Annotated in this window: 27 protein-coding genes; 8 read left to right on the plus strand and 19 right to left on the minus strand. The window is 70.4% G+C overall.

All coding sequences use genetic code 11. The annotated features are described in order from the left end of the window. Positions 1-167 precede the first annotated feature (167 nt). From HNR02_RS10290 to HNR02_RS10315, 6 genes are all read right to left on the minus strand, one after another. Positions 168-1,157, minus strand: coding sequence for a glycoside hydrolase family 76 protein (locus HNR02_RS10290; RefSeq protein WP_179772922.1), 990 nt, complete (start codon positions 1,155-1,157; stop codon positions 168-170). Positions 1,158-1,208: 51 nt separating this feature from the next. Continuing rightward, the gene (locus HNR02_RS10295) at positions 1,209-1,859 is read right to left on the minus strand and encodes a TrmH family RNA methyltransferase (protein ID WP_179772923.1); all 651 of its coding nucleotides are present in this window, start codon (positions 1,857-1,859) and stop codon (positions 1,209-1,211) included. Further along, entirely contained in the window at positions 1,856-2,425 is a 570-nt protein-coding gene (locus HNR02_RS10300) for a hypothetical protein (protein ID WP_179772924.1), read from the minus strand. The genes HNR02_RS10295 and HNR02_RS10300 overlap by 4 nt, the downstream gene beginning before the upstream one ends. Positions 2,426-2,440: 15 nt before the next feature. Beyond that, entirely contained in the window at positions 2,441-2,830 is a 390-nt protein-coding gene (locus HNR02_RS10305; RefSeq protein ID WP_281377201.1) for a DUF2784 domain-containing protein, read from the minus strand. Positions 2,831-2,943: 113 nt separating this feature from the next. Then, positions 2,944-3,507, minus strand: coding sequence for an orotate phosphoribosyltransferase (pyrE, locus tag HNR02_RS10310; RefSeq protein ID WP_179772925.1), 564 nt, complete (start codon positions 3,505-3,507; stop codon positions 2,944-2,946). Positions 3,508-3,544: 37 nt separating this feature from the next. Next, positions 3,545-4,423, minus strand: coding sequence for a LysR family transcriptional regulator (locus HNR02_RS10315; RefSeq protein ID WP_179772926.1), 879 nt, complete (start codon positions 4,421-4,423; stop codon positions 3,545-3,547). A 126-nt stretch (positions 4,424-4,549) separates the two neighbouring features. Here HNR02_RS10315 and HNR02_RS10320 point away from each other — a divergent pair, with 126 nt between their 5' ends. Next, the gene (locus HNR02_RS10320; protein WP_218902761.1) at positions 4,550-5,764 is read left to right on the plus strand and encodes an MFS transporter; all 1,215 of its coding nucleotides are present in this window, start codon (positions 4,550-4,552) and stop codon (positions 5,762-5,764) included. Continuing rightward, positions 5,761-7,005, plus strand: coding sequence for an FAD-dependent oxidoreductase (locus HNR02_RS10325; protein ID WP_179772927.1), 1,245 nt, complete (start codon positions 5,761-5,763; stop codon positions 7,003-7,005). The genes HNR02_RS10320 and HNR02_RS10325 overlap by 4 nt, the downstream gene beginning before the upstream one ends. Here HNR02_RS10325 and HNR02_RS10330 read toward each other — a convergent pair. Continuing rightward, positions 6,994-7,545: a TetR/AcrR family transcriptional regulator gene (locus tag HNR02_RS10330; protein WP_179772928.1), complete on the minus strand. Its 552-nt coding sequence runs from the start codon at positions 7,543-7,545 to the stop codon at positions 6,994-6,996. The two genes, HNR02_RS10325 and HNR02_RS10330, sit on opposite strands and share 12 nt — an antisense overlap. A gap of 91 nt (positions 7,546-7,636) precedes the next feature. Between HNR02_RS10330 and HNR02_RS10335 the strand changes: the two genes are divergently transcribed. Further along, positions 7,637-8,119, plus strand: a complete 483-nt coding sequence (locus HNR02_RS10335) for a DoxX family protein (RefSeq protein ID WP_179772929.1) — start codon at positions 7,637-7,639, stop codon at positions 8,117-8,119. On the opposite strand, the gene HNR02_RS10340 is transcribed toward HNR02_RS10335, so the two are convergent. After that, a complete protein-coding gene (locus HNR02_RS10340; RefSeq protein ID WP_179772930.1) occupies positions 8,081-9,034 on the minus strand; it encodes a helix-turn-helix transcriptional regulator in 954 nt (317 codons plus the stop codon). The genes HNR02_RS10335 and HNR02_RS10340 overlap by 39 nt on opposite strands. Positions 9,035-9,125: 91 nt before the next feature. Between HNR02_RS10340 and HNR02_RS10345 the strand changes: the two genes are divergently transcribed. The 3 genes from HNR02_RS10345 to HNR02_RS10355 are packed head-to-tail and all read left to right on the plus strand — an operon-like array spanning position 9,126 to position 10,259. After that, the gene (locus tag HNR02_RS10345) at positions 9,126-9,647 is read left to right on the plus strand and encodes a DinB family protein (protein WP_179772931.1); all 522 of its coding nucleotides are present in this window, start codon (positions 9,126-9,128) and stop codon (positions 9,645-9,647) included. A 32-nt stretch (positions 9,648-9,679) separates the two neighbouring features. Then, complete coding sequence (locus HNR02_RS10350; protein WP_218902763.1) at positions 9,680-9,901, plus strand: type II toxin-antitoxin system CcdA family antitoxin; 222 nt, start codon at positions 9,680-9,682, stop codon at positions 9,899-9,901. After that, complete coding sequence (locus tag HNR02_RS10355; protein ID WP_179772932.1) at positions 9,894-10,259, plus strand: type II toxin-antitoxin system VapC family toxin; 366 nt, start codon at positions 9,894-9,896, stop codon at positions 10,257-10,259. The genes HNR02_RS10350 and HNR02_RS10355 overlap by 8 nt, the downstream gene beginning before the upstream one ends. A 2-nt stretch (positions 10,260-10,261) precedes the next feature. Here the strand turns inward: HNR02_RS10355 and HNR02_RS10360 are convergent, their stop codons facing one another. From HNR02_RS10360 to HNR02_RS10380, 5 genes are all read right to left on the minus strand, one after another. Further along, a complete protein-coding gene (locus HNR02_RS10360; RefSeq protein ID WP_179772933.1) occupies positions 10,262-11,026 on the minus strand; it encodes an SDR family NAD(P)-dependent oxidoreductase in 765 nt (254 codons plus the stop codon). Next, complete coding sequence (locus tag HNR02_RS10365; RefSeq protein WP_179772934.1) at positions 11,023-11,751, minus strand: TtfA family protein; 729 nt, start codon at positions 11,749-11,751, stop codon at positions 11,023-11,025. The genes HNR02_RS10360 and HNR02_RS10365 overlap by 4 nt, the downstream gene beginning before the upstream one ends. Positions 11,752-11,811: 60 nt before the next feature. Beyond that, the gene (clpB, locus tag HNR02_RS10370; protein WP_179772935.1) at positions 11,812-14,418 is read right to left on the minus strand and encodes an ATP-dependent chaperone ClpB; all 2,607 of its coding nucleotides are present in this window, start codon (positions 14,416-14,418) and stop codon (positions 11,812-11,814) included. Between the two features lie 158 nt (positions 14,419-14,576). Next, a complete protein-coding gene (locus HNR02_RS10375; protein WP_179775834.1) occupies positions 14,577-16,880 on the minus strand; it encodes an MFS transporter in 2,304 nt (767 codons plus the stop codon). Positions 16,881-16,903: 23 nt separating this feature from the next. Beyond that, positions 16,904-17,410: a MarR family winged helix-turn-helix transcriptional regulator gene (locus tag HNR02_RS10380; protein WP_179772936.1), complete on the minus strand. Its 507-nt coding sequence runs from the start codon at positions 17,408-17,410 to the stop codon at positions 16,904-16,906. 335 nt (positions 17,411-17,745) lie between these two features. Here HNR02_RS10380 and HNR02_RS10385 point away from each other — a divergent pair, with 335 nt between their 5' ends. Together HNR02_RS10385 and HNR02_RS10390 are read left to right on the plus strand one after the other, a co-directional pair. Then, entirely contained in the window at positions 17,746-18,918 is a 1,173-nt protein-coding gene (locus tag HNR02_RS10385) for a globin domain-containing protein (protein ID WP_179772937.1), read from the plus strand. Between the two features lie 10 nt (positions 18,919-18,928). Then, on the plus strand, positions 18,929-19,630 hold the full coding sequence (locus tag HNR02_RS10390; protein ID WP_179772938.1) for a dienelactone hydrolase family protein: 702 nt from the start codon (positions 18,929-18,931) through the stop codon (positions 19,628-19,630). 277 nt (positions 19,631-19,907) lie between these two features. On the opposite strand, the gene HNR02_RS10395 is transcribed toward HNR02_RS10390, so the two are convergent. From HNR02_RS10395 to HNR02_RS10420, 6 genes are all read right to left on the minus strand, one after another. Further along, on the minus strand, positions 19,908-20,345 hold the full coding sequence (locus tag HNR02_RS10395; protein WP_179772939.1) for a heat shock protein transcriptional repressor HspR: 438 nt from the start codon (positions 20,343-20,345) through the stop codon (positions 19,908-19,910). Next, positions 20,342-21,529: a molecular chaperone DnaJ gene (dnaJ, locus tag HNR02_RS10400; RefSeq protein WP_179772940.1), complete on the minus strand. Its 1,188-nt coding sequence runs from the start codon at positions 21,527-21,529 to the stop codon at positions 20,342-20,344. The genes HNR02_RS10395 and dnaJ overlap by 4 nt, the downstream gene beginning before the upstream one ends. A 30-nt stretch (positions 21,530-21,559) precedes the next feature. After that, positions 21,560-22,249, minus strand: coding sequence for a nucleotide exchange factor GrpE (gene grpE / locus HNR02_RS10405; RefSeq protein ID WP_179772941.1), 690 nt, complete (start codon positions 22,247-22,249; stop codon positions 21,560-21,562). Continuing rightward, on the minus strand, positions 22,246-24,114 hold the full coding sequence (dnaK, locus tag HNR02_RS10410; RefSeq protein WP_179772942.1) for a molecular chaperone DnaK: 1,869 nt from the start codon (positions 24,112-24,114) through the stop codon (positions 22,246-22,248). Before dnaK ends, grpE begins: the two co-directional genes overlap by 4 nt. Before the next feature lie 133 nt (positions 24,115-24,247). After that, positions 24,248-25,621 carry an alpha/beta hydrolase gene (locus tag HNR02_RS10415; RefSeq protein ID WP_179772943.1) on the minus strand — a complete coding sequence of 458 codons (1,374 nt, stop codon included), beginning with the start codon at positions 25,619-25,621 and terminating at the stop codon, positions 24,248-24,250. Beyond that, positions 25,618-26,289 carry a DUF4097 family beta strand repeat-containing protein gene (locus tag HNR02_RS10420; RefSeq protein ID WP_179772944.1) on the minus strand — a complete coding sequence of 224 codons (672 nt, stop codon included), beginning with the start codon at positions 26,287-26,289 and terminating at the stop codon, positions 25,618-25,620. Before HNR02_RS10420 ends, HNR02_RS10415 begins: the two co-directional genes overlap by 4 nt. Between the last annotated feature and the right edge of the window lie 106 nt (positions 26,290-26,395).

The raw sequence follows: 26,395 nt of genomic DNA on the forward strand, positions 1-26,395 counted from the left end.
CGGTGCGATGCCGGGTGGCGGTTGGCGAGCCTGGGGGTCGGGGTGCTGAGTGTGGGACTCGGCGTCCGGAACGTGGGACTCGTCCGGCGGAGCGTGGGACTCGCCGAGAGCCTCCGCGAGTTCTGCGTTCCCGCGCGCGAGTTCCACCTTCCCGTGCGTGAGGGGGGCTACAGGGTGGCGGCGGATTCCAGCAGCATCCAGGCGCCGACTTGTACCGAGAGGTCGCGCGAGGGGTGGCCCGGTGACGGTGGCGCGGTGGGGGCGGGCTCGCTCCAATCCGGACTGAACAGTGGGCCACCGGCGGCGTCGGCGGCGCCGGTCCAGCAGGAGTCCGCCGAGGCGAGGACGAGGGAGCGTGCGGCGTCCGCTTCGGGGCCCGCTGGCAAGCGGTGCGCGGCGAGTGCCAGGTAGCGGGCCAGGATTCCGGCGAACAGGCCGCCGTCCCCGCCGCCTTGACCGTGCAGTGTTCCGCCGGGGGCGCAGTGGGCCGCCACGGCGCGGACGGTGCGCCTGGCAAGGTCCACTTCGGACAGCTCGAGGCAGGCGCCGAGGAAGACTCCCTGACAGTAGGTGTAGATTTCCTGGACCAGGTCGTTGCTGTCCACCCGCAAACCGTCCCGCACCAGACCGGTGCCGGGGTCCACGAGGGTCCGCTCCATCCAGTACAGCAAATCCCGGGCACGCTCGACGTCGCCTGCTCTGGCGTGCAGGATCGCGGCCGGACCGTTCGCCGGGGCGTTCTTGAAGCGGTCACCGCGACGCCACCAGATGCCGCCGCCACCCTCGGTCGTCCAGGCGCCGCGCAGCTCGTCGAGGAAGAAGGTCACGTCGCGGCCGGTGCGCTGCAGGGCCAGGCCCAGCCAGGCGAGATCGTCGTAGTAGGGGTTGCGCCAGGTGCCCGAGTTGCGCAGCTTCATCGTCGACACGAAACGGTCGATCGTGGACGCTCGGGCGGGCGTCGGGTCGCGGTGCTGGGCGTCCACGAGACAGTCCAGGAAATGCGCCTGCCACCAGTAGTTCCAGTGCCGGTGCGCGCGCTGATCCAGTGTCGGGGGCCAGCCGCTGCGCGCGAGCGCCGTACCGGGCAGACCCCAGAGGCGACGCAGGTGCCGCGTGACGACGGCCCGTTCCGCGGCCGCTGCCCAGTCGCTGTGCATGCACCCATCATGGATCGGCCCCCGGCGCGGCGCTCGGTTCAGCCGCTCGGCCTACCAGGCCGCCGACAGGTCCGCGTGCTGCCTGACCCAGGCGTGCATCACGATGCCGGCAGCCACCCCGGCGTTGATCGACCGTGTGGACCCGAACTGCGCGATCGACACCACCATCGCCGCCGTGTCGTGCGCTTCGGCGGACAGGCCGGGGCCCTCCTGCCCGAAGAGCAGGACGCACTCCCGCGGCAGCTCGGCGGTCTCGATCCGTCGCGAGCCGGGGGTGTTGTCCACGGCCACGACCGGCAAGCCGTGCCCCGTCGCGAACGCGGCCAGCGACGGCACGTCCGCGTGGTGTTCGAGATGCTGGTACCGGTCGGTGACCATCGCGCCGCGCCGGTTCCAGCGCCGCCGGCCGACGATGTGGACCGCGGCCGCCCCGAAGGCGTTCGCGGTACGGACGACGGTGCCGATGTTGTGGTCGTGCTGGAAGTTCTCGATGGCCACGTGGAACGGGTGCCGTCGCGAGTCGATGTCGGCGACGATCGCCTCGCGGCGCCAGTAGCGGTAGCTGTCGACGACGTTGCGGCGGTCGCCTTCGGCGAGCAGCTCCGGGTCGTAGCGCTCGTCGTCCGGCCACTCGCCCTCCCACGGGCCGACACCGACCGGCTCACGAACGGTCCATTCGGTCGGGCCGGTCTCCTCGCTCACCGCACATCCAGACGCAGGCGCAGTTCGGTCAGCAGGTCCGCGGCGGCGACGGTGAGGTCTTGCGTGATCTCGCCGGGAAACACCGCCGCGAGGTGCTCGGGGGTGAAGAACAGCGGCTGGGTGCGCGGATCGGCCACGATCTGCTGCGCGATCCCCGGTGGTAGTTGCCGGAGCGCATCGTGGTCGTTCCTGCCGTGCACCAGAAGCGACGGACCGGGCACCGGGCGTGGCACCAGCACCATCGTCGCGGCACGCACGGTGGCGACGTGTTCGGTGCGGTAGCGCAACTGGAGGACGCGCACCGGCACGCCGCGCCACGGCCCAGCGAGCTGCAGGTTCACCTGGATACCGTGGTGGAAGGTCGAACCGAGGACGTCGTTGATACCCGGGAACGCCTCCTGCAGCGGCGGCAGTGGCGCTCGATCGGGCTGCCAGCCCGTGCGGTCGGAAAGCGCACGCACCCGCTGCGCGAACGCGTCCTCCGCGGCGCGCACCCTCGGGCGCAGGACGAGCCCGGCGACGACACCGCAGGCGATGATGCCGATGAGGATCAGGACGATGACCACACCGGCGATTGTCTCCTAGACCTGCCCGATCGCGTGCGTGGACGGGCTGTCGCGGTGCTTCCACCGCACGTACGCGCCGACGTAGGAGAAGATCACCAGGCCCAGCGCGACGACGGCCACCAGTGGGAGCATCGACCGCGGGAACACCGTGTCGTAGATGTAGTAGGCGTTGAACCCGCCCGGGAGCGGGCCCAGCCCTTGCAGACCGCGGAAGTAGTCCTCCAGCGCCGTGAGCGGGCACGGGATGGGGAAAACGTTGACCGCGACGCCCCAGATCGCGAAGAGGATGTGCACGAACGCGCTCCGTGGCCACCACCACGCGAAGAACCCGCCGAGGCCGATGTAGAGGAGTGCCAGAATGTGCACTCCGACCGTTATGTCGGCCAGAACTTCCGCTGTCGTCAACGCCGCCCCCTTTCGCGATCCCCTGGTCTTGAGATTACTCCTGACCAGGGCCGGAATGTCGACTCGAAATTCCGGAGATCACTTCGGGGATTTCCCTTAGGGGGCAGGGTGAATCAGCTCAGGCCGAGATCGTCAAGTTCGAGCAGATAACGATAGGCGAGCCCTTCCGCCTCGATCGCTTCGCGCGCGCCGGTGTCCCGGTCGACCACCGTCGCCACGCCGGCCACCGTCGCACCCGCCTCCTGCAGGGCTTCGACGGCGGTGAGCACGCTGCCGCCGGTGGTCGAGGTGTCGTCGATGGCGAGCACGCGCTGCCCGGCGACCTCGATCCCCTCGATGCGGCGCTGCATGCCGTGCGCCTTCGTGTTCTTGCGCACAACGAACGCGTCGAGCACCTTTTCCTCCGCCGCGGCGGAGTGCAGCATCGCGGTGGCGACCGGATCGGCGCCGAGGGTGAGCCCGCCGACGGCGACGTAGTCCCAGTCGGCGGTCAGCTGCCGCATGAGACGGCCGATCAACGGCGCCGCCGCGTGGTGCAGGGTGGCCCGCCGCAGGTCGACGTAGTAGTCGGCCTCCTTGCCGGAGGACAGCACCACCTTGCCGTGCACCACGGCCAGCTCGGTGATGAGCCGTGCCAGTTCGAACTTCGCTGCCTGATCCAACGCCGGGTTTGCCACGCCCGGAAGTCTTACACACACCCCCGACAGTTCCCGGCTACCGTTCCCCGACACCGGCCAGCCGCCGCGCGACCTCGTCCACCACCGCGCGCGTGGCGGGCTGCCACACCAGCCACGTGACCAGTTCCAGCTCCGGCTCCACCACCGGCCGCCACGGCCAGCCGGGCAGCAGGCGCGTCGCGGAGTGCTCCGTCAGCAGCACCGCGTCCGATTTGGTCGCCTCCGCGCAGGCCAGTGCGTGCTCGGAGAACTGGGCGAACTGCCACAGCGGCACGACACCGACATCGTGGGCCGCGACGACCAGCCGATCGTGTGAAACCGGGACCTGCTGCCTGCCGTGCGCGAGGATCCGGACGCCGTCCAGGTCCCGCAGACGGCACCGCGCTTCCCTCGTGAACGGGTGGCCGGGACGCACGGCGACGCCGAAGGGCTGGTCGAACAGCCGGGCACCACGCAGGCTGCCGACCGGTTTCTCGTGCACCAGACCGAGGTCGAGCCTGCCCTCACGGACCATCGTCAGCTGATCGGTGCTGCTGGCCTCGGTCAACGTCACCGCGGCGTGTGGCACCGCGCTGTCCAGATCGGCCAGCGCGTCGAGCAGCCAGTCCGCCGACAGGCCCGGCGGGATGCCGATGTCGACGACCTCACGGGTCTGCCGCGCCGCGGCGTGCGTGGTCTCCCGCGTCGCGTCCGCCAGCCGCAGCAGCAACACCGCGTGCGAGTGCAGCGCGATCCCGGCCGGGGTCAGCTTCGCGCCCGTCGACGTCCGCTCCAGCAGCGCCGCGCCCACATCGCGTTCGAGCTGGCGGATCTGACGGCTCAGCGACGGCTGGGTCAGGTGCAGCCGCTCGGCGGCGCGGGTCAGCGAACCCTCGGTCGCGACGGCCACGAAGTACCGCAGGTGCCGCAGCTCCACAGCATCCTCCCCTGCCTGTGAGGCATGACGGGCCTGATTAACCGGCATTGGACAGGGCAGTGTCAAGGAACGTCTACTACTTCCTGCCTCACAGGCATCGTCAGAAGCAGGAAGGGATGCTCAACGATGAGTCGAACCCCGGGCAGGCACCCGTACCGGTGGGTCGTGCTGGTGCTGTCGTGGGCCGCGTTCACGATGACGTCGGTGGACCGGTCGACGTGGGGGCCGGCGTCGGTCGCGGTGGGAGAGCATCTGGGGGTCTCGCTCGCCGGGCTGGGCGTCTTCGCCACCGGCTACTACGTCGGTTACGTCATCTCCAACGCGGCGGGCGGCGTGCTCACCGACTGGCTCGGGGCGCGTGTCGTGATGAGCGCCTCGCTGTTCCTGGCCGGCGGGTTCATGATCGCTTTCGGCGAGACCGACTCGGTGGCGATGGGCATCACGTTCCAGGCCGCGGTCGGGATCTTCGCGGGCTGCGACTACTCCGCCGGCGTGAAGCTGATCGCGCAATGGTTCACCCCGAAGGACCGCGGGTTCGCGATGGGCGTGTTCATGACGGCGACCTCGCTGGGCACGGTGATCGCCAACGCGGTGGTTCCGCGACTGCTCGGATCGTCCGGATGGCAGACCTCGTACCACGTGTTCGGCGGCGCCTCGATGGTCACCGCCCTGCTGTGCCTGCTGCTGGTGCGCGGTCGGACCACCGGCGACGGCGTGGTGCGGAAGGCGCCGGACCTGCGACCGCTGGCCCGCTCACGTGACCTGTGGCTGCTCGGGTTCGCCGGTTTCGGCGGCCTGTGGGGCACCTACGGGTTCATCACGTGGTCCAACGCGCTGATGATCAAGGGCAGTCATCTGACCGCGGTGCAGGCGGGCGGTGTCGTCGCCATCTTCGGCATCGCGGCGATCGTGGCCAAGCCGTTCATCGGGGTGGTGTCCGATCTGCTCGGCGGGCGGCGCCGGACACTGACCGTGGTCGTGCTCGGCGCGTTCGTGGTGGCGCTGCTGGTGTTCGGCACCCGCGGCAGTCTCACGGAGTTCCTGTGGGTGGCGCCGTTCCTGGGCGTCACGGCCTACGTCTACAGCCCGCTGATGGTGGCGATGATCCCGCGGATCGCCGGGACCGGGCTGGCCGGTTCGGCGGCGGGCGCGACCAACGCGTTCTGGCAACTGGGCAGCACTATCGTGCCGGTGGTGCTGGGCGCGGTGTTCCAAGCGACCCATTCGTTCTTCGCGGCGTTCGCGACGCTGGCCGCGGGCCCGCTCGTGGGAGCGCTGCTCATGCTCGGCGTCCGCGAACGGGAGGCGGCGCCGGTGGAGCCCGAGAAGGAGACGGTGTGAGCAAGGCGTACGACGTGATCGTGGCCGGCGGCGGATCGGCCGGGATCGCGGCGGCGATCGGTGCCCGGCGGGCGGGGGCGCGGACCCTGCTGATCGAACGCGGCCCGTGCCTGGGCGGCGCGGCGACCCTGCGCAACGTGGTGACCTACTGCGGTCTGTACACCAGGGACGATCGTGAGCAGGCCGTGTTCGGTGTGGCCGGGGAGATGCTCGACGGGTTGCGCGAGCTGGGCGCGGTGAGCGAACCGACGCGCTTCACCGCGGTGGCCGTGGTGTTCGACCCGGAGGCGGTGAAACGCGTCGCCGACGATCTGTGTGACGCCACCGGAGTCGAGGTTCTGCTGCATTCGCACCTGATCGATGCGTCCAGAGTGGATGATCGGGTGCGGTCGGTGCGGGTGGCCGACCATTCGGGTGTGCACTCGTACGAGGCGTCGGTGTTCGTGGACGCGACCGGGGAGGCCGACCTGGCGCAGCACGCGGGCGCCGAGGTTCGCTACGGCAACGACGGCTGGGTGCAGAACGGAACGCTGGGTGTGCGTTTCGGCGGGATCCCTTCCGGTGCCGACGTTTCCCGGGAGACCGTGCGGGAGGCGGTGCGCGCGGCGAAGGCGGCCGGAGCGACGGGATTGACCGCGGAGAGCGGCCTGATCGCGCGGATGCCGGTGTCCGGCGACCTGATCACCTACCTCGCCGACGAGGGTTACGACGCACGCGACGCGGCCGACACGAGCCGGGCGGAACGAAGCGCGCGACGGCAGGCAGGTGCGTACCTGCGGGTGATCCGGACGCTGCCCGGTTGCTCGGACGCCTACATCGTCAGCACCGGCCCGGAGATGGGCACACGCGAGTCACGCCACCTCGTCGGACGGGCACAACTGTCCGAAAAGGATGTTCTGGAACCCGGCCCGGCGGGCGATGCCGTGGCGATCGGCGCGTGGCCGATCGAGTACCACCCCGGGGTGGGCGTGCCGTCGGAATGGCGGTTCATCGGGGCGCCCGGCTACTACGGGATTCCCCTGGACGTGCTGTGGAGCCGGAACACGCCGAACCTGTTCTGCGCGGGCCGGACCGTCGACGGCGACCGTGGGGCCGGCGCCTCGCTGCGCGCCATGGGAACCGCTTTCGCCACCGGGCACGCCGCGGGCGTCGCGGCCGCGCTGGCCGTGTGGGACGGCGAGGTGAGCGTCGTGAAGGTGCGGGAGGAACTGCAGCGCCAGGGCGCGCGGCTACCGGGCTGAGCCGGGCGGGAAGAGCATTTCCGCGACCGCTCGCGCCGAGGCGTCGAGGTCCTCGGTCACGTCGGGCCCGAGCGTGCCCGTCAGGGCGAGCGTGGCGAAGCCGTGCACGAGCGACCAGGCCGCGACCGGGGCGAGCCGGTCCGCCGACACCTCCCGGACGGCCGACGCGAGCACGGCACCTGCCGCCAGTTGCGCGACCTTCAGTTCGGCGCTGTCCGGGTGGTGCAGGTCCGGGCGGAACATCACGTCGAAGTGCGCGCGGTGGCCCACCGCGAACCGCACGTAGGCCACACCCGCCTCCACCAGGGTCTCGCTCGTTTCGAGCTCCCTGGCCAGCATCCGGAACCCCGCGGCGGCCAGAGCGGTCAGCACGCCTGCCTTGTCGCGGAAGTGGTGCGCCGGCCCGGAGTGGGAGACGCCCGCTCGTCGTGCCACGTCGCGCAGGCTCAGGGCCGCGGCCCCGTTCTCGTCGATCGCCTCCACCGCCGCGGACAGGATCGCCCGGCGGAGGTCGCCGTGGTGGTAGGAGCCCTTCGCCATGCCACCCACCCTACCCCGGATCTTTCCATTGACAAGATCTGGCCCATGTGCCAATCTTGCCAGTGGAAAGATCCGGGGTAGGGGGAAGATCATGGCACCGCTCGTCATCCTGGTCCTGGTCACGCTGGTGCTCACGGGCGCCGGAGCGGCTGGGGTCCGCTGGCTCCGGCCCTGGCAGATGGCCCTGCGCGGCGGCGTCGCCGCGATGTTCACGGCCACCGGCGTCGCGCATTTCGTGGGCATGCGGGAGCAGTTGATCAGCATGGTCCCGCCGGGCCTGCCCGCGCCCGGTCTGCTCGTGACCGTGACCGGGGTCCTGGAACTCGCGGGCGCGGTCGGCGTGTTGTGGCCGCGCACGGTGAAGTGGGCCGCCGCCGGGCTGAGCGCGATGCTCGTCCTGATGTTCCCGGCCAATGTGTACGCGGCGGTGCACGATGTCCTCACCGCGTGGGACGACCAGCTCGTCCCACGCACGCTGATGCAGGTCGTGTTCCTGGCGGCCACGGTCACGGTGCTGGTGCACGCGCGGCGGTCGTCACGCGCGGCCGAACCGGTCCGCCCACTCCCGCAGTAGGTCGCGTAGTTCGGGCGGCCGCACGACCTCGAAGGCGGCGCCGAGTCCGCCCAGCGCGAGCGCGGGCCAGTCGAGCGAGGCCACGGTCATCCGCACCCGGCAGCGCCCGTCGTCGATCTCCTCGACGGTTGCCCACCGCCCGATCCGGTCGCACGCGACCGCGGCCGCGGCGTCGACGACGACCTCCACCTCGTACGGGCGGGGCAGGGCGCCGAGGCGGGTGCGGACGAACTCCGCGGCGTCGGCGGCGGGCAGGTCACGGGGCCGGAAACGGGCGCCGGTGACCTCCGGCTTGCCCATCCGGTCGGCGCGGAAGGCCCGCCAGTCGTGGCGGGTCAGGTCGTAGGCGACGAGGTACCACTGGTGTCCCAGGGAGACCAGCCGCAGCGGTTCGACGTGCCGGTCGGTCTTCCGGCCCGCGGCGTCCGTGTAGGCGAAGCGGATGCGCTCGGTGTCCCGGCAGGCCAGTGCGACCGCGGTGAGCACGCCCGAGTCGACGCGCGACACGGTGGCGCCGGACCAGGTGGCCGGAATGGTCATCGCCCGCAGTGCGTCGACCCGGCGGCGCAGGCGCGCGGGCATCACCTGCACGACCTTCGCCAGCACCCGCAGCGACGATTCGGCGACGCCGTCGACCGAACTCTGCGCGGCGGTCTGCAGCCCGACGGTCAGGGCGACGGCCTCTTCGTCGTCCACCACGAGCGGCGGCAGTGACGCGCCCGGGGCAAGCTGATAGCCGCCGTCCACGCCGCGCTGCGCCTCGACCGGATAGCCCAGCTCGCGCAGCCGGTCGATGTCACGGCGCAGCGTCCGCGGCGAGATGCCCAGACGGCCGGCCAGTTCGCTGCCCGGCCAGTACCGGTGCGTCTGCAGCAGCGACAGCAGGCGCAGCGTCCGTGAGCTCGTGTTCGCCATGTTTTCGATTCTGACTCCATTGCGGCCGAAAACTGGCCGCAATAGGTTCTAGCTTGGGTTTCGACAAGGACACGACGAAGGAGCGAACCCGATGGCTTCCACCGAAACCCTCACCGGCGAGCGCGCGGACCTGCTGGCCATGCTGGCCAAGCACCGGTACTTCCTGACCTTTCCCACCCGTGGGCTGACCGATGATCAGGCCCGCGAGCGGCCGACGGCGAGCGAGCTGTGCCTGGGCGGGCTGATCAAGCACGTCACCTCGGTCGAGCGGGGCTGGGCGAACTTTCTCGTCGAGGGCGCCTCCGCGATGGGGAACTTCGACGAGATGACCGAGGACGACTTCGCCAAGCGCGAGGCCGAGTTCAAGCTGCTGCCGCACGAGACACTGGCCGGCGTGATCGCCGACTACGAAGCGGTCGCCCGCCGCACCGACGAGCTGGTCGCGACCGTGGACCTGGACGCCGTCCACGAGCTGCCGAAGGCGCCGTGGTTCACCGACAAGGCCTGGTCGAATCGGCGCGTGCTGATGCACATCGTCGCGGAAACCGCCCAGCACGCCGGGCACGCCGACATCATCCGCGAATCGCTGGACGGCCAGAAGTCCATGGGGTGAACCGTGGTGTGCATATTGTGTGTACGGCAAGGTTGAACGTTTACGTTCCTGACGAGCTCGCAGACCGCGCCAAAGCGGCGAAGCTGAACGTGTCGGCGCTGGCGCAGGCCGCGATCGCTGACGAACTCCAACGTCGCGCGACCGAGTCGTGGTTGAACGATCTGCCGACGCCGCGTCGTGCGGTCTCGCACGCCGCGGCGCTCGAAGCGCTCGACGGCGCACGCGCAGAACTGGACGGCGCCGACAATGCCTGACGGCCCGGCCGAAATCGCCGTTCTGGACGCTTCGGTCCTCGTCGACGTGCTCGCCGGCACGGTTCTGCATGCGCCGTCGCACCTGGACGGCGAGGTCCTCTCCACCCTCGGCAGGCTGGAGCGCGCCGGCCGGTTGGCGGCGTCCGAGGTGGAACAGGCTCTGGCGTGGCTCGCCGCGATTCCCCTCACCCGCCACCCGGTGGCCGAACTCGCCGCTGGAGCGTGGGCGCGGCGGGCGGACCTGCGCCTCGTCGACGCGCTCTACGTCGAACTCGCCGCGAAACTCCACGCCAGGGTTCTGACGACGGACCACCGCCTCGCCCGCGCGACTCCGCTCGCCGAGGGCGTCGGAGTGTGAGCTCAGGTGCGGTCGCGGCCCGCGACCAGGCCGCTGATCCGCCGCAGCAGGGCGCGGGGCAGGAGGCCGCCGATCGCCACCGCGGCCTTGTACTGCGGCGACGGGATCGAGATGACCTTCCCGCGCCGCAGATCGGCCAGTGCCTCGGCGACCACGCGGTCCGCCTTGAGCCAGAACGCCTTCGGGCCCGACTTTTCCAGCCCGGCGCGCTCGTGGAACTCCGTTTCGGTGAAGCCGGGGCACAGCGCCATCATGCGGACGCCGGAGGGGACCGCCGCGGCGATGCCCTCGGTGAACGACGTGACCCAGTTCTTGCTCGCCGTGTAGGTCGATCCGCGGCCGGAGAAGAAACCGGCCACGCTGGAGACGTTGATGATGTCCCCGCGGCCCCGCTCGATCATCGCGGGCAGGGCCGTGCGGGTCAGCCTCAGCACCGCGGTCACGTTCACGTCCAGCTGCGCCTGCAGCTCGTCCAGCGGCGCCGTCCAGAACTCGCCGGCCAGCCCGAACCCGGCGTTGTTCACGAGAAGGTCGACCGGCTCACCGGCCAGCCGCTCCTCGACCACCGCGCGGCCCGCCTCCGAGGCGAGGTCCGCGGGCAACGCGGCCGCCTTGACGCGGTGCCGCTGCGACAGCTCGCCCGCAAGCGCTTGCAGACGCTCGGCGCCGCGCGCGACCAGGACCAGGTCGTGGCCCTCCGTGGCGAGGCGGCGGGCGAAGGCGGCGCCGATGCCGGCGGTCGCGCCGGTGATCAGCGCGGTGCTCACTGGGCGGACCCGCTCGGCGGCGGCGAGCTCAGGCCCGGCTGCTCGGCGTGGCCGGGCTGCCAGTGCCTGCCCGCACCGGCGTCGTACTCATCGTCGAAAGGGTCGACGATGTCGGCGATCTCGCCGAGGTCCCGCAGCAGCCGCTCCAGCCGCGACGGCCCGGCCTGCGGCGCGACGCTGGCGAGCACCCACTCGTTCTCCAGCCACGCCACGCCGACGTCACCGCCGAGCGCGTCGGCCGCGTCCACCAGCTCCTGCGTGATGACCGCGCGGGCGCCCTCGGGGTCGTCGGCGAAGGCGTAACGCTGGCCCACCGGCCCGAGCAGCTCCGGCATGTCCTGGCGCTGGAACGGCACGCTGGCCAGCCACAACTCGACGAGCACCGGGTGCACGCGGTTGCAGCGCACGGCGACCACGACCGCCGGGATCTGACCGTCGGCCTCGATGTCGAACACGAACACCGGGCGGCGGCCGTCGGCGGTGAAGGTCGAGCCGACGACGACGTTGACCGCCGTCTCGGCCCGGAAGTACCCGAGCGCGCCACCCGCCCACTGCCGGACGAGCCGCTCGTCCTCCTCCACGAACTGCCATCCGCGCAGGTCGGACCACCGCATCCGCTCCCGGTTGCGGGAGCCTTCCCTGGTCCGGTCGACCGCGAGCAGCAGCAGACCCGCCACCAGAGCGACGGCGGCGATGACGAACCAGACCCACGCCGGAATACCCACGAGGGTGAGGGTAGCGCGCTGGGCCGCCGATCCAAGATCAGCGGCCCGTGTCGCCACCTGTTAGTCCGCCCGGGTGACCACGAGCGTGTCGCCCGCATCCAGTTCGGGCACGTCCACGCGCACTGTGTCACCGTCCCGGACCTCACCGGCCAGCAGCTGCTTCGCCAGCTGGTCACCGATCGCCGACTGCACCAGACGGCGCAGCGGCCGGGCACCGTAGATCGGGTCGAACCCGTTCAGCGCGAGCCACTCGCGGGCACCAGGGGTGACCTCCAGCGACAGCCGCCGCTGGGCCAGCCGGTCCGCCAGCTTCGCCACCTGGATGTCCACAATGGACGTGAGTTGTTCGGTGCCGAGCGCGTCGAACACCACGATGTCGTCCAGCCGGTTCAGGAACTCCGGCTTGAAGTGCCGCTGCACCGTCGACAGCACCGCGTCCCGCCGCTGGCGCTCGTCGAGCGAGGCGTCCGCGATGGCCTGCGAACCGAGATTCGAGGTCAGGATCAGGATCGTGTTGCGGAAGTCGACCGTGCGGCCCTGGCCGTCGGTCAGGCGCCCGTCGTCGAAGACCTGCAGCAGCACATCGAACACGTCCGGGTGCGCCTTCTCGACCTCGTCCAGCAGGACCACCGAGTACGGGCGCCGCCGGACGGACTCGGTGAGCTGTCCGCCCTGGTCGTAGCCGACGTACCCGGGCGGCGCGCCCACCAGCCGCGCCACGCTGTGCTTCTCGCTGTACTCGCTCATGTCGATGCGGGTCATCGCGCGCTCGTCGTCGAACAGGAACTCCGCCAGCGCCTTGGCCAGCTCGGTCTTGCCGACCCCGGTCGGTCCGAGGAACAGGAACGAACCGGTCGGCCGGTCCGGGTCCGCGACACCGGCACGCGTGCGCCGCACCGCGTCGGACACCGCCGCCACCGCCTCGCGCTGGCCGACGACGCGCCTGCCCAGCTCCTCCTCCATCCGGAGCAGCTTGCCGGTCTCGCCTTCGAGCAGGCGGCCTGCCGGGATGCCGGTCCAGGCGCTCACCACGTCGGCCACGTCGTCGCTGCCGACCTCCTCCTTGAGCATGACCTCGGCCCCGGACGAACTGTTCGCCGTGTTCTGCTGCGCCTCCTCCAGCTCCTTCTCCAGCGCCGGGATGCGGCCGTAGCGCAGCTCGGCGGCGCGGCCCAGGTCGGCGTCGCGCTCGGCCCGATCGGCCTCGCCCCGCAGCTGCTCCAGCTGCTCCTTGAACTCGCGGACCTTCTCGATCGAGCCCTTCTCGTTCTGCCAGCGCGCGGTCAGCGCCGACAGCTCCTCGCGCTTCTCCGCGAGTTCGGCGCGCAACGCGGCCAGCCGTTCCAGTGAAGCGGCGTCGTTCTCCTTGGCGAGCGCCATCTCCTCGATCTCCAGACGCCGCACGGCGCGCTCGACCTCGTCGATCTCGACGGGACGGGAGTCGATCTCCATGCGCAGCCGGGACGCGGCCTCGTCGACCAGGTCGATCGCCTTGTCCGGCAGGAACCGGGCGGTGATGTAGCGGTCGGACAGCGTGGCGGCCGACACCAGCGCGGCGTCGGTGATGCGGACACCGTGGTGCACCTCGTAGCGCTCCTTGAGGCCACGCAGGATGCCGATGGTGTCCTCCACCGACGGCTCGCCGACCAGCACCTGCTGGAAGCGCCGCTCCAGCGCGGCGTCCTTCTCGATGTGCTGGCGGTACTCGTCGAGCGTGGTCGCGCCGACCATGCGCAGCTCACCGCGGGCGAGCATCGGTTTGATCATGTTGCCGGCGTCCATCGCCCCGCCTTCGCCGGACGCTCCCGCCCCGACGATGGTGTGCAGCTCGTCGATGAACGTGATGACCTGGCCCGCCGATTCGGTGATCTCCTTGAGCACGGCCTTGAGCCGCTCCTCGAACTCACCGCGGTACTTCGCGCCGGCCACCATCGAACCCAGGTCCAGCGCCACGACCCGCTTGCCGCGCAACGACTCCGGCACGTCACCGGCCACCACCCGCTGCGCCAGCCCTTCGACGATCGCTGTCTTGCCGACGCCCGGCTCACCGATCAGCACGGGGTTGTTCTTCGTCCGCCGCGACAGCACCTGGACCACGCGGCGGATCTCCGCGTCGCGGCCGATCACCGGGTCCAGCTCGCCCTTGCGGGCGCGGTCGGTCAGGTCGACGCCGTACTTCTCCAGCGCCTTGAACGTGCCCTCCGGATCCGGACTGGTGATCCGCGCCGAGCCGCGCACCCGGGTGAACGCCTCACGCAGCGCGTCCGGCGTCGCGCCGTGGCGCTTGAGCAGGTCGGCCACCTGCCCGCCCTCCGCCGCGAGGCCCACCATCAGGTGTTCGGTGGAGACGTACTCGTCACCCAGTTCGGTCGCGAGCTTCTGGGCGTGCGTCAGCGATTTGACGGCGGGCGGATCGAACTGCGGCGTGGACACGGTCGCGCCGGTCGCCGCCGGCAGCGCCTGCGTGATCGGCTCCAGCTCCTTGTGCACCTGCGCCGGGTCGGCGCCCACCGCCGTCAGCAGGGGCCCGGCCAGGCCGTCACCCTGCGCCAGCAGCGCGCCGAGCAGGTGCGCGGCGGTGACAGCGGGGTTGCCCGCCACGGTCGCCGCCTGCGCCGCCGACGAAATCGCCTGCTGGGTCTTCGTCGTCGGGTTGAAAGCGTCCATCCCACACTCCATGTCGCATGCCTGCCGGAGACCTTCCTCCAGGTCCCTCGACATCTACAACGTCAACAAACTTGAGTGTGTTCCGCTCAACCCTGTTTTCTTCGCCGAAGCACGAAGGCCGCCTCCCGGCAGGAGGCGGCCTTCGTGTGTGCGCTCGGTCAGCGAGCCGGGTGCGTCAGCTCCACATCGCGGGACAGCGGGGTGCCCGCGGTGACCTCGAGCGGAGTCGCCACCGGGGCGTATCCGCTGGTCACGATCGTGTAGTCGCCCGCGGGGAGGTCGGTGAAGGAATACCGGCCCTCCTCGTCGGTCAGCGTCGTCGCGACCACCTCGCCCGCCGGGTCCAGCAGCGTCACCTGGGCTTCGGCGACCGGCCGGTCGTAGCGCCCTGCCCGCACGACCCCGCCGAGGCGTGCGGTGAGCCCGAGCTCGACATCGTGGGTGGAGTGCTCGCCCTCGGTCGTCACCAGCGGCGTCGCCGACGGCTGATGTCCCGGCGCGGTCACGGTCAGGGTGTGGACCCCGCCGGTCACGTCGTCGAAGTGGTACCAGCCGTCGCCACCGGTGACGCCCGACGCGACCACCTCGCCGCGGTCGTCGGTCAGCACGAGCGTCGCGCCGCCGACCGGCTGCCCGCCGGAGGACCGCACCACGCCGCTGAGACCGCCGTTGCCCGCCATCTCGACGTCCCGCCGGACCGGACGGCCGTTGACCGTGACCAGCGTGGCGACCGGCTGGAACCGGGCGGCCGAGGTGATCAGCACGTAGCTGTCGTTCGGCGGGGCCGTCAACTGGTAGCCGCCGTCGGCGCCGGTGAGCACCCTCGACACCTGCTGCCCGGACGCGTCGGTGAGCGTCAGCGCCGCACCGGCCAACGGACGGCCCGAGGGACCGGTGACCGTGCCGTGGATCGCCGAACCGGTGACCACCGGCTCGGCCGCGGCCACGGACGGCGCCTCGTCGTCGGTCAGGTCGAGCGTCCGGCGCAGCGGCACCTCCTTGATGAACAGCACCGCGATCAGCGTGACCACCGCGATGATGCCGCCCGCCAAGAACACCGCGCCGATGCTGTCGCCGTACGCGGCGCGCACGATCGACTGGAACGGCTCGGGCAGCGCGCCCAGGTTCAGGCTGCCGCCACTGGCGCCCCCCGCGGCCGCCGGGTCGATGCCCATCGCCGACAGCGAACTCGCCACGTGGCTGCTGACCTGCGCCGCGAGCAGGGCGCCCAGCGCCGAGACACCGGCCGAACCACCCAGCGTGCGGAAGAACGTCACCACCGACGACGAGGACCCCATGTCCTTCATCGCGACGGTGTTCTGCACGACCAGCACCAGGTTCTGCATCAGCGCGCCGACCCCGATGCCCAGCATCGCCAGGTAGACGCCCATCAGCACCAGGTTGGTCTGGTGGTCGATGGTGCTCAGCAGGAACAGGCTCGCGACCAGCAGGACCGCGCCGCCGACCATCCACGGCTTCGTCTTGCCCGTGCGGGAGATGAACTGCCCGGCGATGGTCGAGGACAGGAACAGGCCGAGCATCATCGGGATCGTCATCAGCCCGGCGTGCGTGGGCGAGTAGCCGCGGGCGAGCTGGTAGTACTGCCCGAGGAACACGGCGCCACCGAACATCGCGGTGCCGACGGCCAGCGTGCCGACCACCGACAGCGTGAAGGTGCGGTTGCGGAACAGCCGCAGCGGGACCACCGGGTCCGCGACCTTCGATTCGACGAACACCGCCAGCGCCAGCGCGATCACGCCGCCTGCCACGTAGAACAGGGTCGACCAGGACCACCAGGCGAAGCTGCCGCCCGCCAGCGAGACCCAGATCAGCAGCAGCGAGACACCGCCGACGAGCAGGGTCGCACCCAGCCAGTCGATCTTCACCTTCTGCTTGAACACCGGCAGGTGCAGGGTCTTGCCGAGGACGATGAACGCGAGCACCGCGATCGGCACGGTGACCCAGAAGTTCCAGCGCCAGCCCAGCGGCGAATCGACGATCACGCCACCCAGCAGCGGACCCGCGACGGTCGCCAGCGCCATGACGGCGCCGATGTAACCGGTGTAGCGGCCGCGGTCACGCGGCGAGATCATGGCCGCGATCACGACCTGGACCAGCGCCTGCATGCCACCGAGGCCGAGGCCCTGGACCGCGCGGAACGCGATCAGCTCGGGCATGGACTGCGAGATGCCGCCCAGCACCGAGCCGAGCGTGAAGATCACGATCGACAGCTGGTAGAGCATCTTCTTGCTGAACAGGTCCGACAGCTTCCCCCAGATCGGGGTGCTCGCCGTGGACGCCAGGAGGGTGGCCGTGACCACCCACGTGTACTGACTCTGCGAGCCGTCGAGGTCGGCCAGGATCGTCGGGAGCGCGTTCGAGACGATCGTGGAGGACAGCATGGCGACCAGCAGCGCCAGGAGGAGGCCGATGAACGCGCGCCCGACCTGGCGCGGCGTCATCGCCTCCTGGTTCGCTGTCGTGCTCACTTGCGAAATCCCTTCCTCTTCTCCGCCGTTTCCGGCGGGCAGGTGACCGGTGTGTGCCCGAGGGCCTCACGCAGTCCTTGGTTCATCAGGGTCAACCGGGCGGTGAGGGCTTCGACCTCGTCGTCCGTCCAGTCCGACAGGGCGCGCCGCACGAAGTCGGCGTGCATCACCCGCCACTGCTCGAGCTGGTCGCGGCCGGCCTCGGTGAGGCGGATCAGGCTGGCCCGCCCGTCCTCCGGTGCGGGCCTGCGCTCGACCAGGCCCGCCGTGACCAGCTGACCGAGCTGCCTGCTGATCACCGAGATGTCGACCATCTTGCGTTTGGCCAGTTCGGACGGTCTGCTCTCGCCGTGCTGGGCGAGATCGGACAGCAGCATGGCGGCCGCGGGGTGCTGGCCGCCGTGTTCGCGTTGCCAGGACTGGTTGATCCAGGCGTGCTGGAGCTGGCCCGCGGTGCGCAGTTCGCGCATCAGCTGGACGGCCCGCTCGTCGTGGTCCCCCATGGACCCACCTCCTGGTTGGTTGTCACATACAACTATAGATCCGGTAGTTGTATGCCACAACTATCTAAATGGTGACCTGTCCCACTGGTGGGCGGATATCCGGAACCACCCGGAAGGAGCAACTTCGCGAAGAATGCGGCACAATCCGGCTACCCTGCGACCGGTTGGCCTCGCATCAGGGGGTCCCGACTGACTGAACAGGGTGGATTATTCATGATCTTTTCACGCGGTGACGGCCTTTCTGGCCTGCTCATGCGTGGCGAGCGACTGCTATTGCGCGTTCATGAATAATCGGTAGCGAGCATGAACGCGCACCCCGGAGCAGCCCCGAACCCATGACCGCCGAACCCGTCAGCCCCGTACCCCGGTCCGTGCACCGGGAGGCGCCCCCTGCCGTCGCCGCGATGGTGCGCCTGATCAGGGAATCCTGGGCGAAGGCGGAGCCGTATCTGCCCGAGGTGACGCAGTTCTTCTACGGGATGTTGTTCACCCTCGCGCCTGCCACCCGGGATTTCTTCCCGATCAACATGGAGGTGCAGCGCAACCGCATGGTGCGGGCGCTGGTGCACGTGGTGCAGATGGTCGACCAGCCGGACGATCTGGTGCCGTTCCTGCGGCAGCTCGGCCGCGACCACCGCAAGTTCGGGGTGGTGCCGAACCACTACGAGGCGGTCGGGACGGCGTTGCTGGCGGCGATGAAGACGCAGCTCGGGCGGGACTGGACCGCCGAGGTCGAGCGGGCGTGGGCCGAGGCGTTCACGATCATCGCCCGCCAGATGCAGGAGGCCGCCGCCACCGACTCGAACCCGCCGAACTGGTCGGCGCGAGTGGCCGAGCACCGGCGGCTGAGCTGGGACCTGGCGATGGTGCGGCTGGAGCCGGAGCGGCACGTACCGTTCCGGCCGGGGCAGTACCTGAGCGTCGAGGTGCCGCAGCGGCCGCGACTGTGGCGGTACCTGTCGCCCGCCAACGCGCCCCGCCCGGACGGTTCGCTGGAGTTCCACATCCGCGCCGTCGAGGGCGGGTGGGTGTCGCGGGCCATCGTGAGCCACACCCAGCAGGGCGACGTGTGGCGGTTCGGTCCGCCGCTGGGCACGCTCGCCGTGGACCGCGAAGGCGGCCGCGACGTGCTGATGGTGGCGGGCGGCACGGGTGTCGCGCCGATGCAGGCGATGCTCGACGAACTGGGCCAGTGGGGGGACAACCCGAAGGTCCACCTTTTCTACGGTGGCCGCGCCAGGGAAGACCTGTACGCGCTGGAAATGCTGCGGATGATCGCGTCCTGCAATCCGTGGCTGACGGTGACGCCGGTGGTCGAGAACGGGCCGGGCCTGACCAGCGGCGAGCAGGGCACGCTGGCCGACGTGGTGACCAGGCATGGCGCGTGGCCCGGGCACGACGTGATGGTGTCCGGTTCGCCCGCGATGATCCGCGCGACGGTTTCGCGGATGCTCGTGGCGGGAACGGCACTCGATCAGATCAGGTACGACCCGTTCACGATCGACTAGCGTGCCGCGCATGGACATCCCCGTCGCTGACGGAACCATCCGCGGCTATCTGGCCACCCCGCAGACCGAGGTTTCGGGCCCGCCACCCTGGCCGGGAGTCGTGATCGTGCACGACGCGGTCGGTCTGACACAGGACGCGCGCAACATCACCGACCGGTTCGCGACCGCCGGGTATGTGGCGTTGTCCCCGGACATGTACTCACGCGGCGGTTTCGCACGATGCGTGAAGTCGGTGTTCAAGGAGCTGACCGCGGGCAAGGGCCGGTCCTTCGACGATCTGGACGCGGCGCGGTCGCTGCTCGCTTCGCGGGACGACTGCACGGGACGGATCGGCGTGGTCGGGTTCTGCATGGGCGGCGGGTTCGCGCTGGTTGGCGCCTCACGCGGGTTCGACGCGTCCGCACCGTACTACGGCCGGCTGCCCCAAGACTTGTCCGTTTTGGATGGTGCGTGCCCGGTCGTGGCTTCCTTCGGGAAGAAGGACTTCTCGCTGCGCGGGGCGGCGGACAAGCTGGAGCGGGAACTGTCGTCGCGCGGAATCCCGCACGACGTCAAGGAGTACCCGACCGCAGGCCACAGTTTCGCGAACCAGTTCCACGGGCCCGTCAACGTGCTGCTGAAGATCGCCGGAATGAGCTACGACCGCGCGGCGAGCGAGGACGCCTGGCGACGCGTGATGGCGTTTTTCGCGGAGCATCTGCGCACAGCCTGAGAAGCGACGCGTCAGCGTCGTGCTGTAGGCGAGCTGCACCAAAACGAGCTGGGTGGTCATCCCGGAGCCAGCCCGTCCGGCGAGGACATCTTTGGATCTTCGAAACCGAGCGCTGCGCGCAGAAAGAACCCTGGCCTGGGCTTTCCCCCGATGCGCGAGTGTCTAGGGCGGCTTTGTATCGGGGGTGGGTGAGGTGGTGGTCCCGTTTTGGTGCCAGGGCGCCGGTTCCAGGGATCAAAAGAATCAAGCCCCGCCGGCGCGGGGCTGGCTGGGTGGGTCAGCGGCGGCGTCTTGGTTTCCAGACCACCAATGCGGTTTCCTGCTTGAGCGGCACCAGGTCCTTGCGGTAGGAACGGTGCACGGCCGCTGCTGCTTGCTCGGCCGCGGCGTACGCGGTGGCCAGTTCCTCGGTCAGCTCGGCGACTCTCGACTGGAGGGCCTCGACGTGGTTTTCCAGCTCGATGATGCGCTTGATGCCCGCCAGGTTGACGCCCTCCTCCTGGGACAGGCGCTGCACCTCACGCAGCAGCGCGATGTCCCGCATCGAGTATCGACGTCCGCCGCCGGAGGTGCGGCCCGGTGACACCAGTCCCAGGCGGTCGTAGGAGCGCAGGGTCTGGGCGTGCAGGCCGGACAGCTGGGCGGCCACGGAGATCACGAAGACCGGGGTCTCCTCGTCGGCCCCGTGCGGAACACCGCCGAACACCTCGATCAACTCCTCTCGCGGAGCAGTTTCGTGATCTCCGGGCGCGGGTCGTGCTTCTCGGCGGCCTTCGCGTAGGCCTCGAGAGCCTCACGTTCCGGAGACTCCAACCTCGACGGCACTGCCACCTGCAACGTCACCAGCAGATCACCCTGCGCGCCGTCCCGCTTCTTGATTCCCTTGCCGCGCACCCGCAGGACCCGGCCGGTCGCGGTGCCCGCCGGCACCTTCACCGAAACCTTGCCCTCCAGCGTCGGCACGGTGATCGTCGCACCCAGGGCCAGTTCGGTGTAACCCGCCGGAACGGTGATCGTCAGATCGTTGCCCGACCGGCCGAACACCGGGTCCGGGTTGACGTGCACCCGCACATACAGATCACCGGCCGTCGCGCCGCCCCGGCCCGGTTCGCCCTGGCCCGCCAGGCGGATGCGCTGATTGTCGTCCACACCCGCGGGCACCCGCACGGTCAGCGTCCGCGTCTGCGTGCTGACACCCTCGCCGCCGCACTCCGGGCACGGGTCGTCGATGATGCGGCCGCGGCCACGGCAGTCCCGGCACGGCTCGGAAAACGCGAACGCACCCTGGCTCCGGCTCACCAGCCCCGAACCCTGACAGGTCGGGCATGTGCGCGGCGTGGTGCCCGGCTTGGCACCGTTGCCGTGGCACGTCGAACACGTTGCCGGGCTCGACAACCGCAACGGCAGGGTCGCGCCCTTCACCGCCTCGGCGAAATCGATCCGCACGTCCGTTTCGACGTCGGCGCCGCGCTGACCGCGAGCGGCCGTCGAACCCTGCTGGCCCCGGCGTCCGAACAGGCCACCGAGGATGTCGCCGAGCCCGCCGAAACCGCCCTGCGCACCGGCGCCCGCCTGCTGCCCGAAAATGTCGCCCAGGTCGAAACCACCGGCGCCACCGCCACCGGCGCCGGGGAACCCGAACCCGCCGGGACCGCCGCCCGAACCGAACAGCCGCCGCGCCTCGTCGTACTCCTTGCGCTTGGCCGGGTCCGACAACACGCCATATGCCTCCGACACCGCCTTGAACTTCTGCTCGGCGTCGGCGTTGCCGGGGTTGGCGTCCGGGTGGTTCTCCCGTGCCAGCTTCCGGTAGGCCTTCTTGATCTCGTCCTGCGAAGCGTCGGAGGAGACGCCCAGCTCACGGTAGAAGTCCTTACCGATCCACTCCCGCGCACTCACCGGACGTCTCCTCCTCTCGCCACATGTCTCTTACTGCTGTGTGTTCTCATCCGGCAACTGCTCGACCGGTAGTTCACCCTCGACCGGGGCGTCGCCCGGCTCGTGGTCGGTGACCGCCACCAGCGCCGCCCGCAGCACCCGGTCGCCGAAGCGGTACCCGCGCCGCATCACCGTGGTGACGGTCGGCCCGGAGACGTCCGGCGAGGTGCTGTGCTGCACCGCCTCGTGCACGCTCGGGTCGAAGGCTTCGCCCTCGGTGCCGAACGGTTCGAGGCCAGTGCGCTGCAGGCTCGCCACCAGCTTGTCGGCCACCGCCTTGAACGCCCCGGTGAGGTCACCGTGTTGCTCGGCCCGCTCGAGGTCGTCGAGCAGCGGCAGCAGGTCGCCTGCCACCGAAGCCTTCGCCGCGCTGACCACGGCCTCGCGGTCACGCTCGACCCGCCTGCGGTAGTTCGCGAACTCCGCCTGCAGGCGCTGCAGGTCGGCGGTGCGCTCCGCCAGCTCCTTCTCGACGTCCGACGGCGCCTCCACCGCATCGTCCACGATGGACTCACCGAGCGAGGGACCGGACGGGGCCTCGGCGGGAACTTCCTCCGCCGGGGCCGCGGGCTGCGTCCGCAGCTCACCGGTCTCCGGGTCGATCTTGCGACGGTCCCGGACGATCAAGGGCTCCGTCACCGGGTCCTGCTGATCGGTCTCGTTCGAGTGGCGTCCCGTCACTTCTTCTCGTCCTCGTCCACGATCTCGGCGTCCACCACGTCGTCGGCCTTGGCCGAGGAAGCACCGGCGTCACCACCAGCCGCACCGGCGTCACCGGCCGCGCCCGCGTCACCACCGGCCTGCTGCGCGTTCGCGTAGAGGGCGGTGCCCAGCTCCTGCGAAGCGGTGTTCAGCTTCTCGATGGCTTCCTTGATCTTGGCGGTGTCGGTGCCCTTGAGCGCCTCGTTGGCCTCGTCGATCGCGGTCTTGACCTTGCCCTTGGTGTCCTCGGGCAGCTTGTCCTCGTTGTCCTTGACGAACTTCTCGGTCTGGTAGACCAGCGTCTCCGCCTGGTTGCGGGTCTCCGCCTCCTCGCGGCGGTTCTTGTCCTCCTCCGCGTGCTCCTCGGCGTCCTTCACCATCCGGTCGATGTCCTCCTTCGGCAGCGCCGAGCCGCCGGTGATGGTCATCGACTGTTCCTTGTTGGTGCCGAGGTCCTTCGCGGTCACGTGCACGATGCCGTTGGCGTCGATGTCGAAGGTGACCTCGATCTGCGGCACGCCACGCGGCGCCGGGGGCAGCCCGGTCAGCTCGAACATGCCGAGCTTCTTGTTCTGCGCCGCGATCTCGCGCTCGCCCTGGAAGACCTGGATCTGCACCGACGGCTGGTTGTCGTCCGCCGTGGAGAAGATCTCGGAGCGCTTCGTCGGGATGGTCGTGTTGCGCTCGATGAGCTTGGTGAACACGCCGCCCTTGGTCTCGATGCCCAGCGACAGCGGGGTGACGTCCAGCAGCAGGACGTCCTTGACCTCACCCTTGAGCACACCGGCCTGCAGCGCCGCGCCGACCGCGACGACCTCGTCCGGGTTCACGCCCTTGTTCGGCTCGCGGCCGCCGGTCAGCTCCTTGACCAGCTCGGCCACCGCGGGCATGCGGGTGGAACCACCGACGAGCACCACGTGGTCGATGTTGCCGACCGAGATGCCCGCGTCGCGGATCACGTTGTTGAACGGCGCCTTGGTGCGGTCCAGCAGGTCGGAGGTGATCCGCTGGAACTCCGCGCGGGACAGGGTCTCGTCCAGGAACAGCGGGTTCTTGTCGCCGTCGACCGTGATGTAGGGCAGGTTGATGTTGGCGCTGCTCGAGCTGGACAGCTCGATCTTCGCCTTCTCCGCCGCCTCCCGGATGCGCTGCAGCGCCATCCGGTCCTTGGTCAGGTCGATGCCGTTGCCCGCCTTGAACTTGTCCACCAGCCAGTCGACGATCCGCTGGTCCCAGTCGTCACCACCGAGGTGGTTGTCACCGCTGGTGGCGCGGACCTCGACGACACCCTCGCCGATCTCCAGCAGCGAGACGTCGAAGGTGCCGCCACCGAGGTCGAAGACCAGGATGGTCTGCTCCTTCTCGCCCTTGTCCAGGCCGTAGGCCAGCGCGGCCGCGGTCGGCTCGTTGACGATGCGGAGCACGTTCAGGCCGGCGATCTGACCGGCCTCCTTGGTGGCCTGCCGCTGCGCGTCCTCGAAGTACGCGGGGACGGTGATGACCGCGTCGGTGATCTCCTCGCCCAGGTAGGACTCGGCATCGCGCTTGAGCTTCATCAGCACGCGCGCGCTGATCTCCTGCGCGGTGTAGCCCTTGCCGTCGATCTCGGTCTTCCAGTCGGTGCCGATGTGCCGCTTCACGGACCGGATCGTCCGGTCGACGTTCGTGACGGCCTGGTTCTTCGCCGGCTGGCCCGTCAGCACCTCACCGTTCTTGGCGAACGCGACGATGGACGGGGTGGTACGGGAGCCTTCCGAGTTGGCGATGACCGTCGGCTCGCCGCCCTCCAGGACGGCGACGACCGAGTTGGTCGTGCCGAGGTCGATGCCGACCGCTCGCGCCATGGTGTGATCCCTCCTGGTATGCCTGGTGGTGCAGCTCGTCCGAGCTGCGGTTACGCGCCCGCGTTGAGCGGGTGGTACTCAAGTTCTATCTCGGGCGCGCGGTGGGCGTCAATGAGACTTGAGTGATGCTCGCTCAACCTTCCTGACAGGGTAACGAGCGGGTCTGCGGTGTTGTTCCCGGCGTACCCGAAATCAGGTAGGCCGCTTCGTGGCGCCGCACACAGGCCGAGTTGTAGACGCCGGTGTGCCCGTCCTCGTCGTAGGTGAGCAGGGTGCTGTCCTCGATGCGGGAGGCCAGGCTCCGCGCCCAGGCCAGCGGTGTGGCCGGGTCGTGGGCGCCGCCGACCACGAGGATCGGCGGTGCCCCGCGCACCGGCTCCGGGTGCGGCGGGTTCGCGGCAGGTGCGGGCCATCCGGTGCAGCCCGCGGCGAAGTCCCAGAACTCCGAATAGCGCCAGCTGTGCGGGGCGACCTGACGGACCTTCTCCGCCATCCGCCGCAGGTCCGCGGCGCCGGTGAAGGGCGAGGGGAAGTCCTGGCAGCCGACGGTCCGGTAGGCGGGGTACTCGGCCGTGACGAAGGGCATGGCCGAGGTCAGGGCGCTCGCGTCCCGCGGTGCGTCGCGGAGGGCGTCGGCCAGTTGCGGCCACAGCTGCGGGAAGTAGAGGTAGGTGTAGACGCCCGCGGCCAGCTCCTCGGGGGTGGCCTGGCGGCCGAGCTGCTTCGACGGCGCGCCAGTGGTCATCAGGGCGTCGTAGCGGGCGAGCACGTCCTCGCCGCAGTTGGTGGTGCACCACTGCGCGAAGCGGAGCAGACCGCGCTCGGTTGCCGCCGCCTCGTCGAGGATCGCGCGCCGCATCGGCAGGGCGTGGTCGATCGCGCCGTCCAGCACCATCGCCCGCACGTGCTCGGGATACCGGGCGGCGTAGAGCGCGCCGATCTCGGTGCCATACGACGCGCCGAACCACGAGATCCGGTCCTCGCCCAGCGCGAGCCGGATCCGCTCGACGTCCTCGGCGACGGTGCCCGTGTCGGCCCGTCGCGGCCCGGTGCAGCTCAGACCGACCGCGCGGTTGTGCGCGACGAGCCGCTGGTAGCCCGCGTCGTCGGCGGGAAAGCGGCTGATCGCGGGGTCGTGCACCGGCCCGCACTCGATGGCGGGACTGCTGCCGCCGACTCCACGCGGGTCGAAGCCGACGACGTCGAACCGCTGGTTGACCTCGGCGAACTCGGGGGTCGCGAGGCCGAGCCCGCCGTAGGCGACCACGTCGGCGCCCGAACCCCCCGGTCCGCCCGGGTTGACCAGCAGTGAGCCGACGCGGTGCGCCGGGTCGAGCGCGGGCAGGCGCACCAGCCGCAGCGTCGCGCCCGGCACCGGGAGATCGGCGCACTCCAGGCGTTGCGCGGTCTGCGGGCTGGCGCAGTCCTGCCAGGTCAGTGCGGGTGCGGCCGGGGCGGTGACCGGGGTGAGCAGGAGCGCGGAGGCGAGGGCGACGGCCTGGATCACGCGTTGACCACCGAAACGTCGCCGCTCCTGGTGGTCACGTCCAGGACGTTCCGGCCCGCCGGGTCCTGGGCGATGTCGATGGTGCGGTCACCGCTGTTGGTTTCGCCCGCGATCCGGTACGAGGCCGGAGGCACCTGGATGGTGACGTTGCCGCTGGCAGCCTCGGCCCGCACGTCCTGCGGAGTGGCCAGGTGGATCTCGATGTCGCCGGACTTGGTGTTCGTGGTGACCGGACCGGTGATGTCGCGGACCTCGATGTCGCCGGAGCTGGCGCGCAGGTCCACCGAGGCGGCCCCGTCGACGGTGAGGTCGCCGGAGCGGACCTCGCCGTTCACCGTGGTCCCGCGCGGCACGACGACCTCGTAGTCGACGGTGCAGTCGTCGCCGCACCCGTCGAGCACCAGCTGGCCGCCGTCGAGGGTGAAGGCGCGGCCGGGCCGGTCGCCGTCGTAGCGGAAGACCTGGTGCACCGAGGTGGTCGTGGTGTCCTCGATCCGGATGCGGACGTCGCCCGAGTTGTTGTCGACCCGTACCGACGAGACGAGCTGGGTCACGCTCTCGTCGGCTTCCGCGCGCGCCGTGTTCGGCCACCAGTTCCAGCCGAGCGCGACCCCGGCCCCGGCGACGATCAGTGCCACCCCGCCGATCGCGAGTGCCGGCCTGCCCATTGCGTCCTCCCCAGTCAGGTTTCCTGTGCGGGTCACGCTATGGCGCGGGTGTGCACCTGCGGTATCGGGGAAGCCCCCGGTTCGACCCTGGGGTCACCCCGACCGG

Origin of the sequence: Amycolatopsis endophytica, assembly GCF_013410405.1 — a bacterium.
Taxonomy (GTDB): domain Bacteria; phylum Actinomycetota; class Actinomycetes; order Mycobacteriales; family Pseudonocardiaceae; genus Amycolatopsis_E; species Amycolatopsis_E endophytica.

Excerpts from the sequence above, each read along its gene's own strand:
- HNR02_RS10290 (WP_179772922.1), bottom strand. The coding sequence starts at position 1,157 with ATGCACAGCGACTGGGCAGCGGCCGCGGAACGGGCCGTCGTCACGCGG.
- HNR02_RS10320 (WP_218902761.1), top strand. The coding sequence starts at position 4,550 with ATGAGTCGAACCCCGGGCAGGCACCCGTACCGGTGGGTCGTGCTGGTG.
- HNR02_RS10330 (WP_179772928.1), bottom strand. The coding sequence starts at position 7,545 with ATGGCGAAGGGCTCCTACCACCACGGCGACCTCCGCCGGGCGATCCTG.
- HNR02_RS10335 (WP_179772929.1), top strand. The coding sequence starts at position 7,637 with ATGGCACCGCTCGTCATCCTGGTCCTGGTCACGCTGGTGCTCACGGGC.
- HNR02_RS10340 (WP_179772930.1), bottom strand. The coding sequence starts at position 9,034 with ATGGCGAACACGAGCTCACGGACGCTGCGCCTGCTGTCGCTGCTGCAG.
- HNR02_RS10345 (WP_179772931.1), top strand. The coding sequence starts at position 9,126 with ATGGCTTCCACCGAAACCCTCACCGGCGAGCGCGCGGACCTGCTGGCC.
- HNR02_RS10355 (WP_179772932.1), top strand. The coding sequence starts at position 9,894 with ATGCCTGACGGCCCGGCCGAAATCGCCGTTCTGGACGCTTCGGTCCTC.
- clpB (WP_179772935.1), bottom strand. The coding sequence starts at position 14,418 with ATGGACGCTTTCAACCCGACGACGAAGACCCAGCAGGCGATTTCGTCG.
- HNR02_RS10375 (WP_179775834.1), bottom strand. The coding sequence starts at position 16,880 with ATGACGCCGCGCCAGGTCGGGCGCGCGTTCATCGGCCTCCTCCTGGCG.
- HNR02_RS10380 (WP_179772936.1), bottom strand. The coding sequence starts at position 17,410 with ATGGGGGACCACGACGAGCGGGCCGTCCAGCTGATGCGCGAACTGCGC.
- HNR02_RS10385 (WP_179772937.1), top strand. The coding sequence starts at position 17,746 with ATGACCGCCGAACCCGTCAGCCCCGTACCCCGGTCCGTGCACCGGGAG.
- HNR02_RS10390 (WP_179772938.1), top strand. The coding sequence starts at position 18,929 with ATGGACATCCCCGTCGCTGACGGAACCATCCGCGGCTATCTGGCCACC.
- dnaK (WP_179772942.1), bottom strand. The coding sequence starts at position 24,114 with ATGGCGCGAGCGGTCGGCATCGACCTCGGCACGACCAACTCGGTCGTC.
- HNR02_RS10420 (WP_179772944.1), bottom strand. The coding sequence starts at position 26,289 with ATGGGCAGGCCGGCACTCGCGATCGGCGGGGTGGCACTGATCGTCGCC.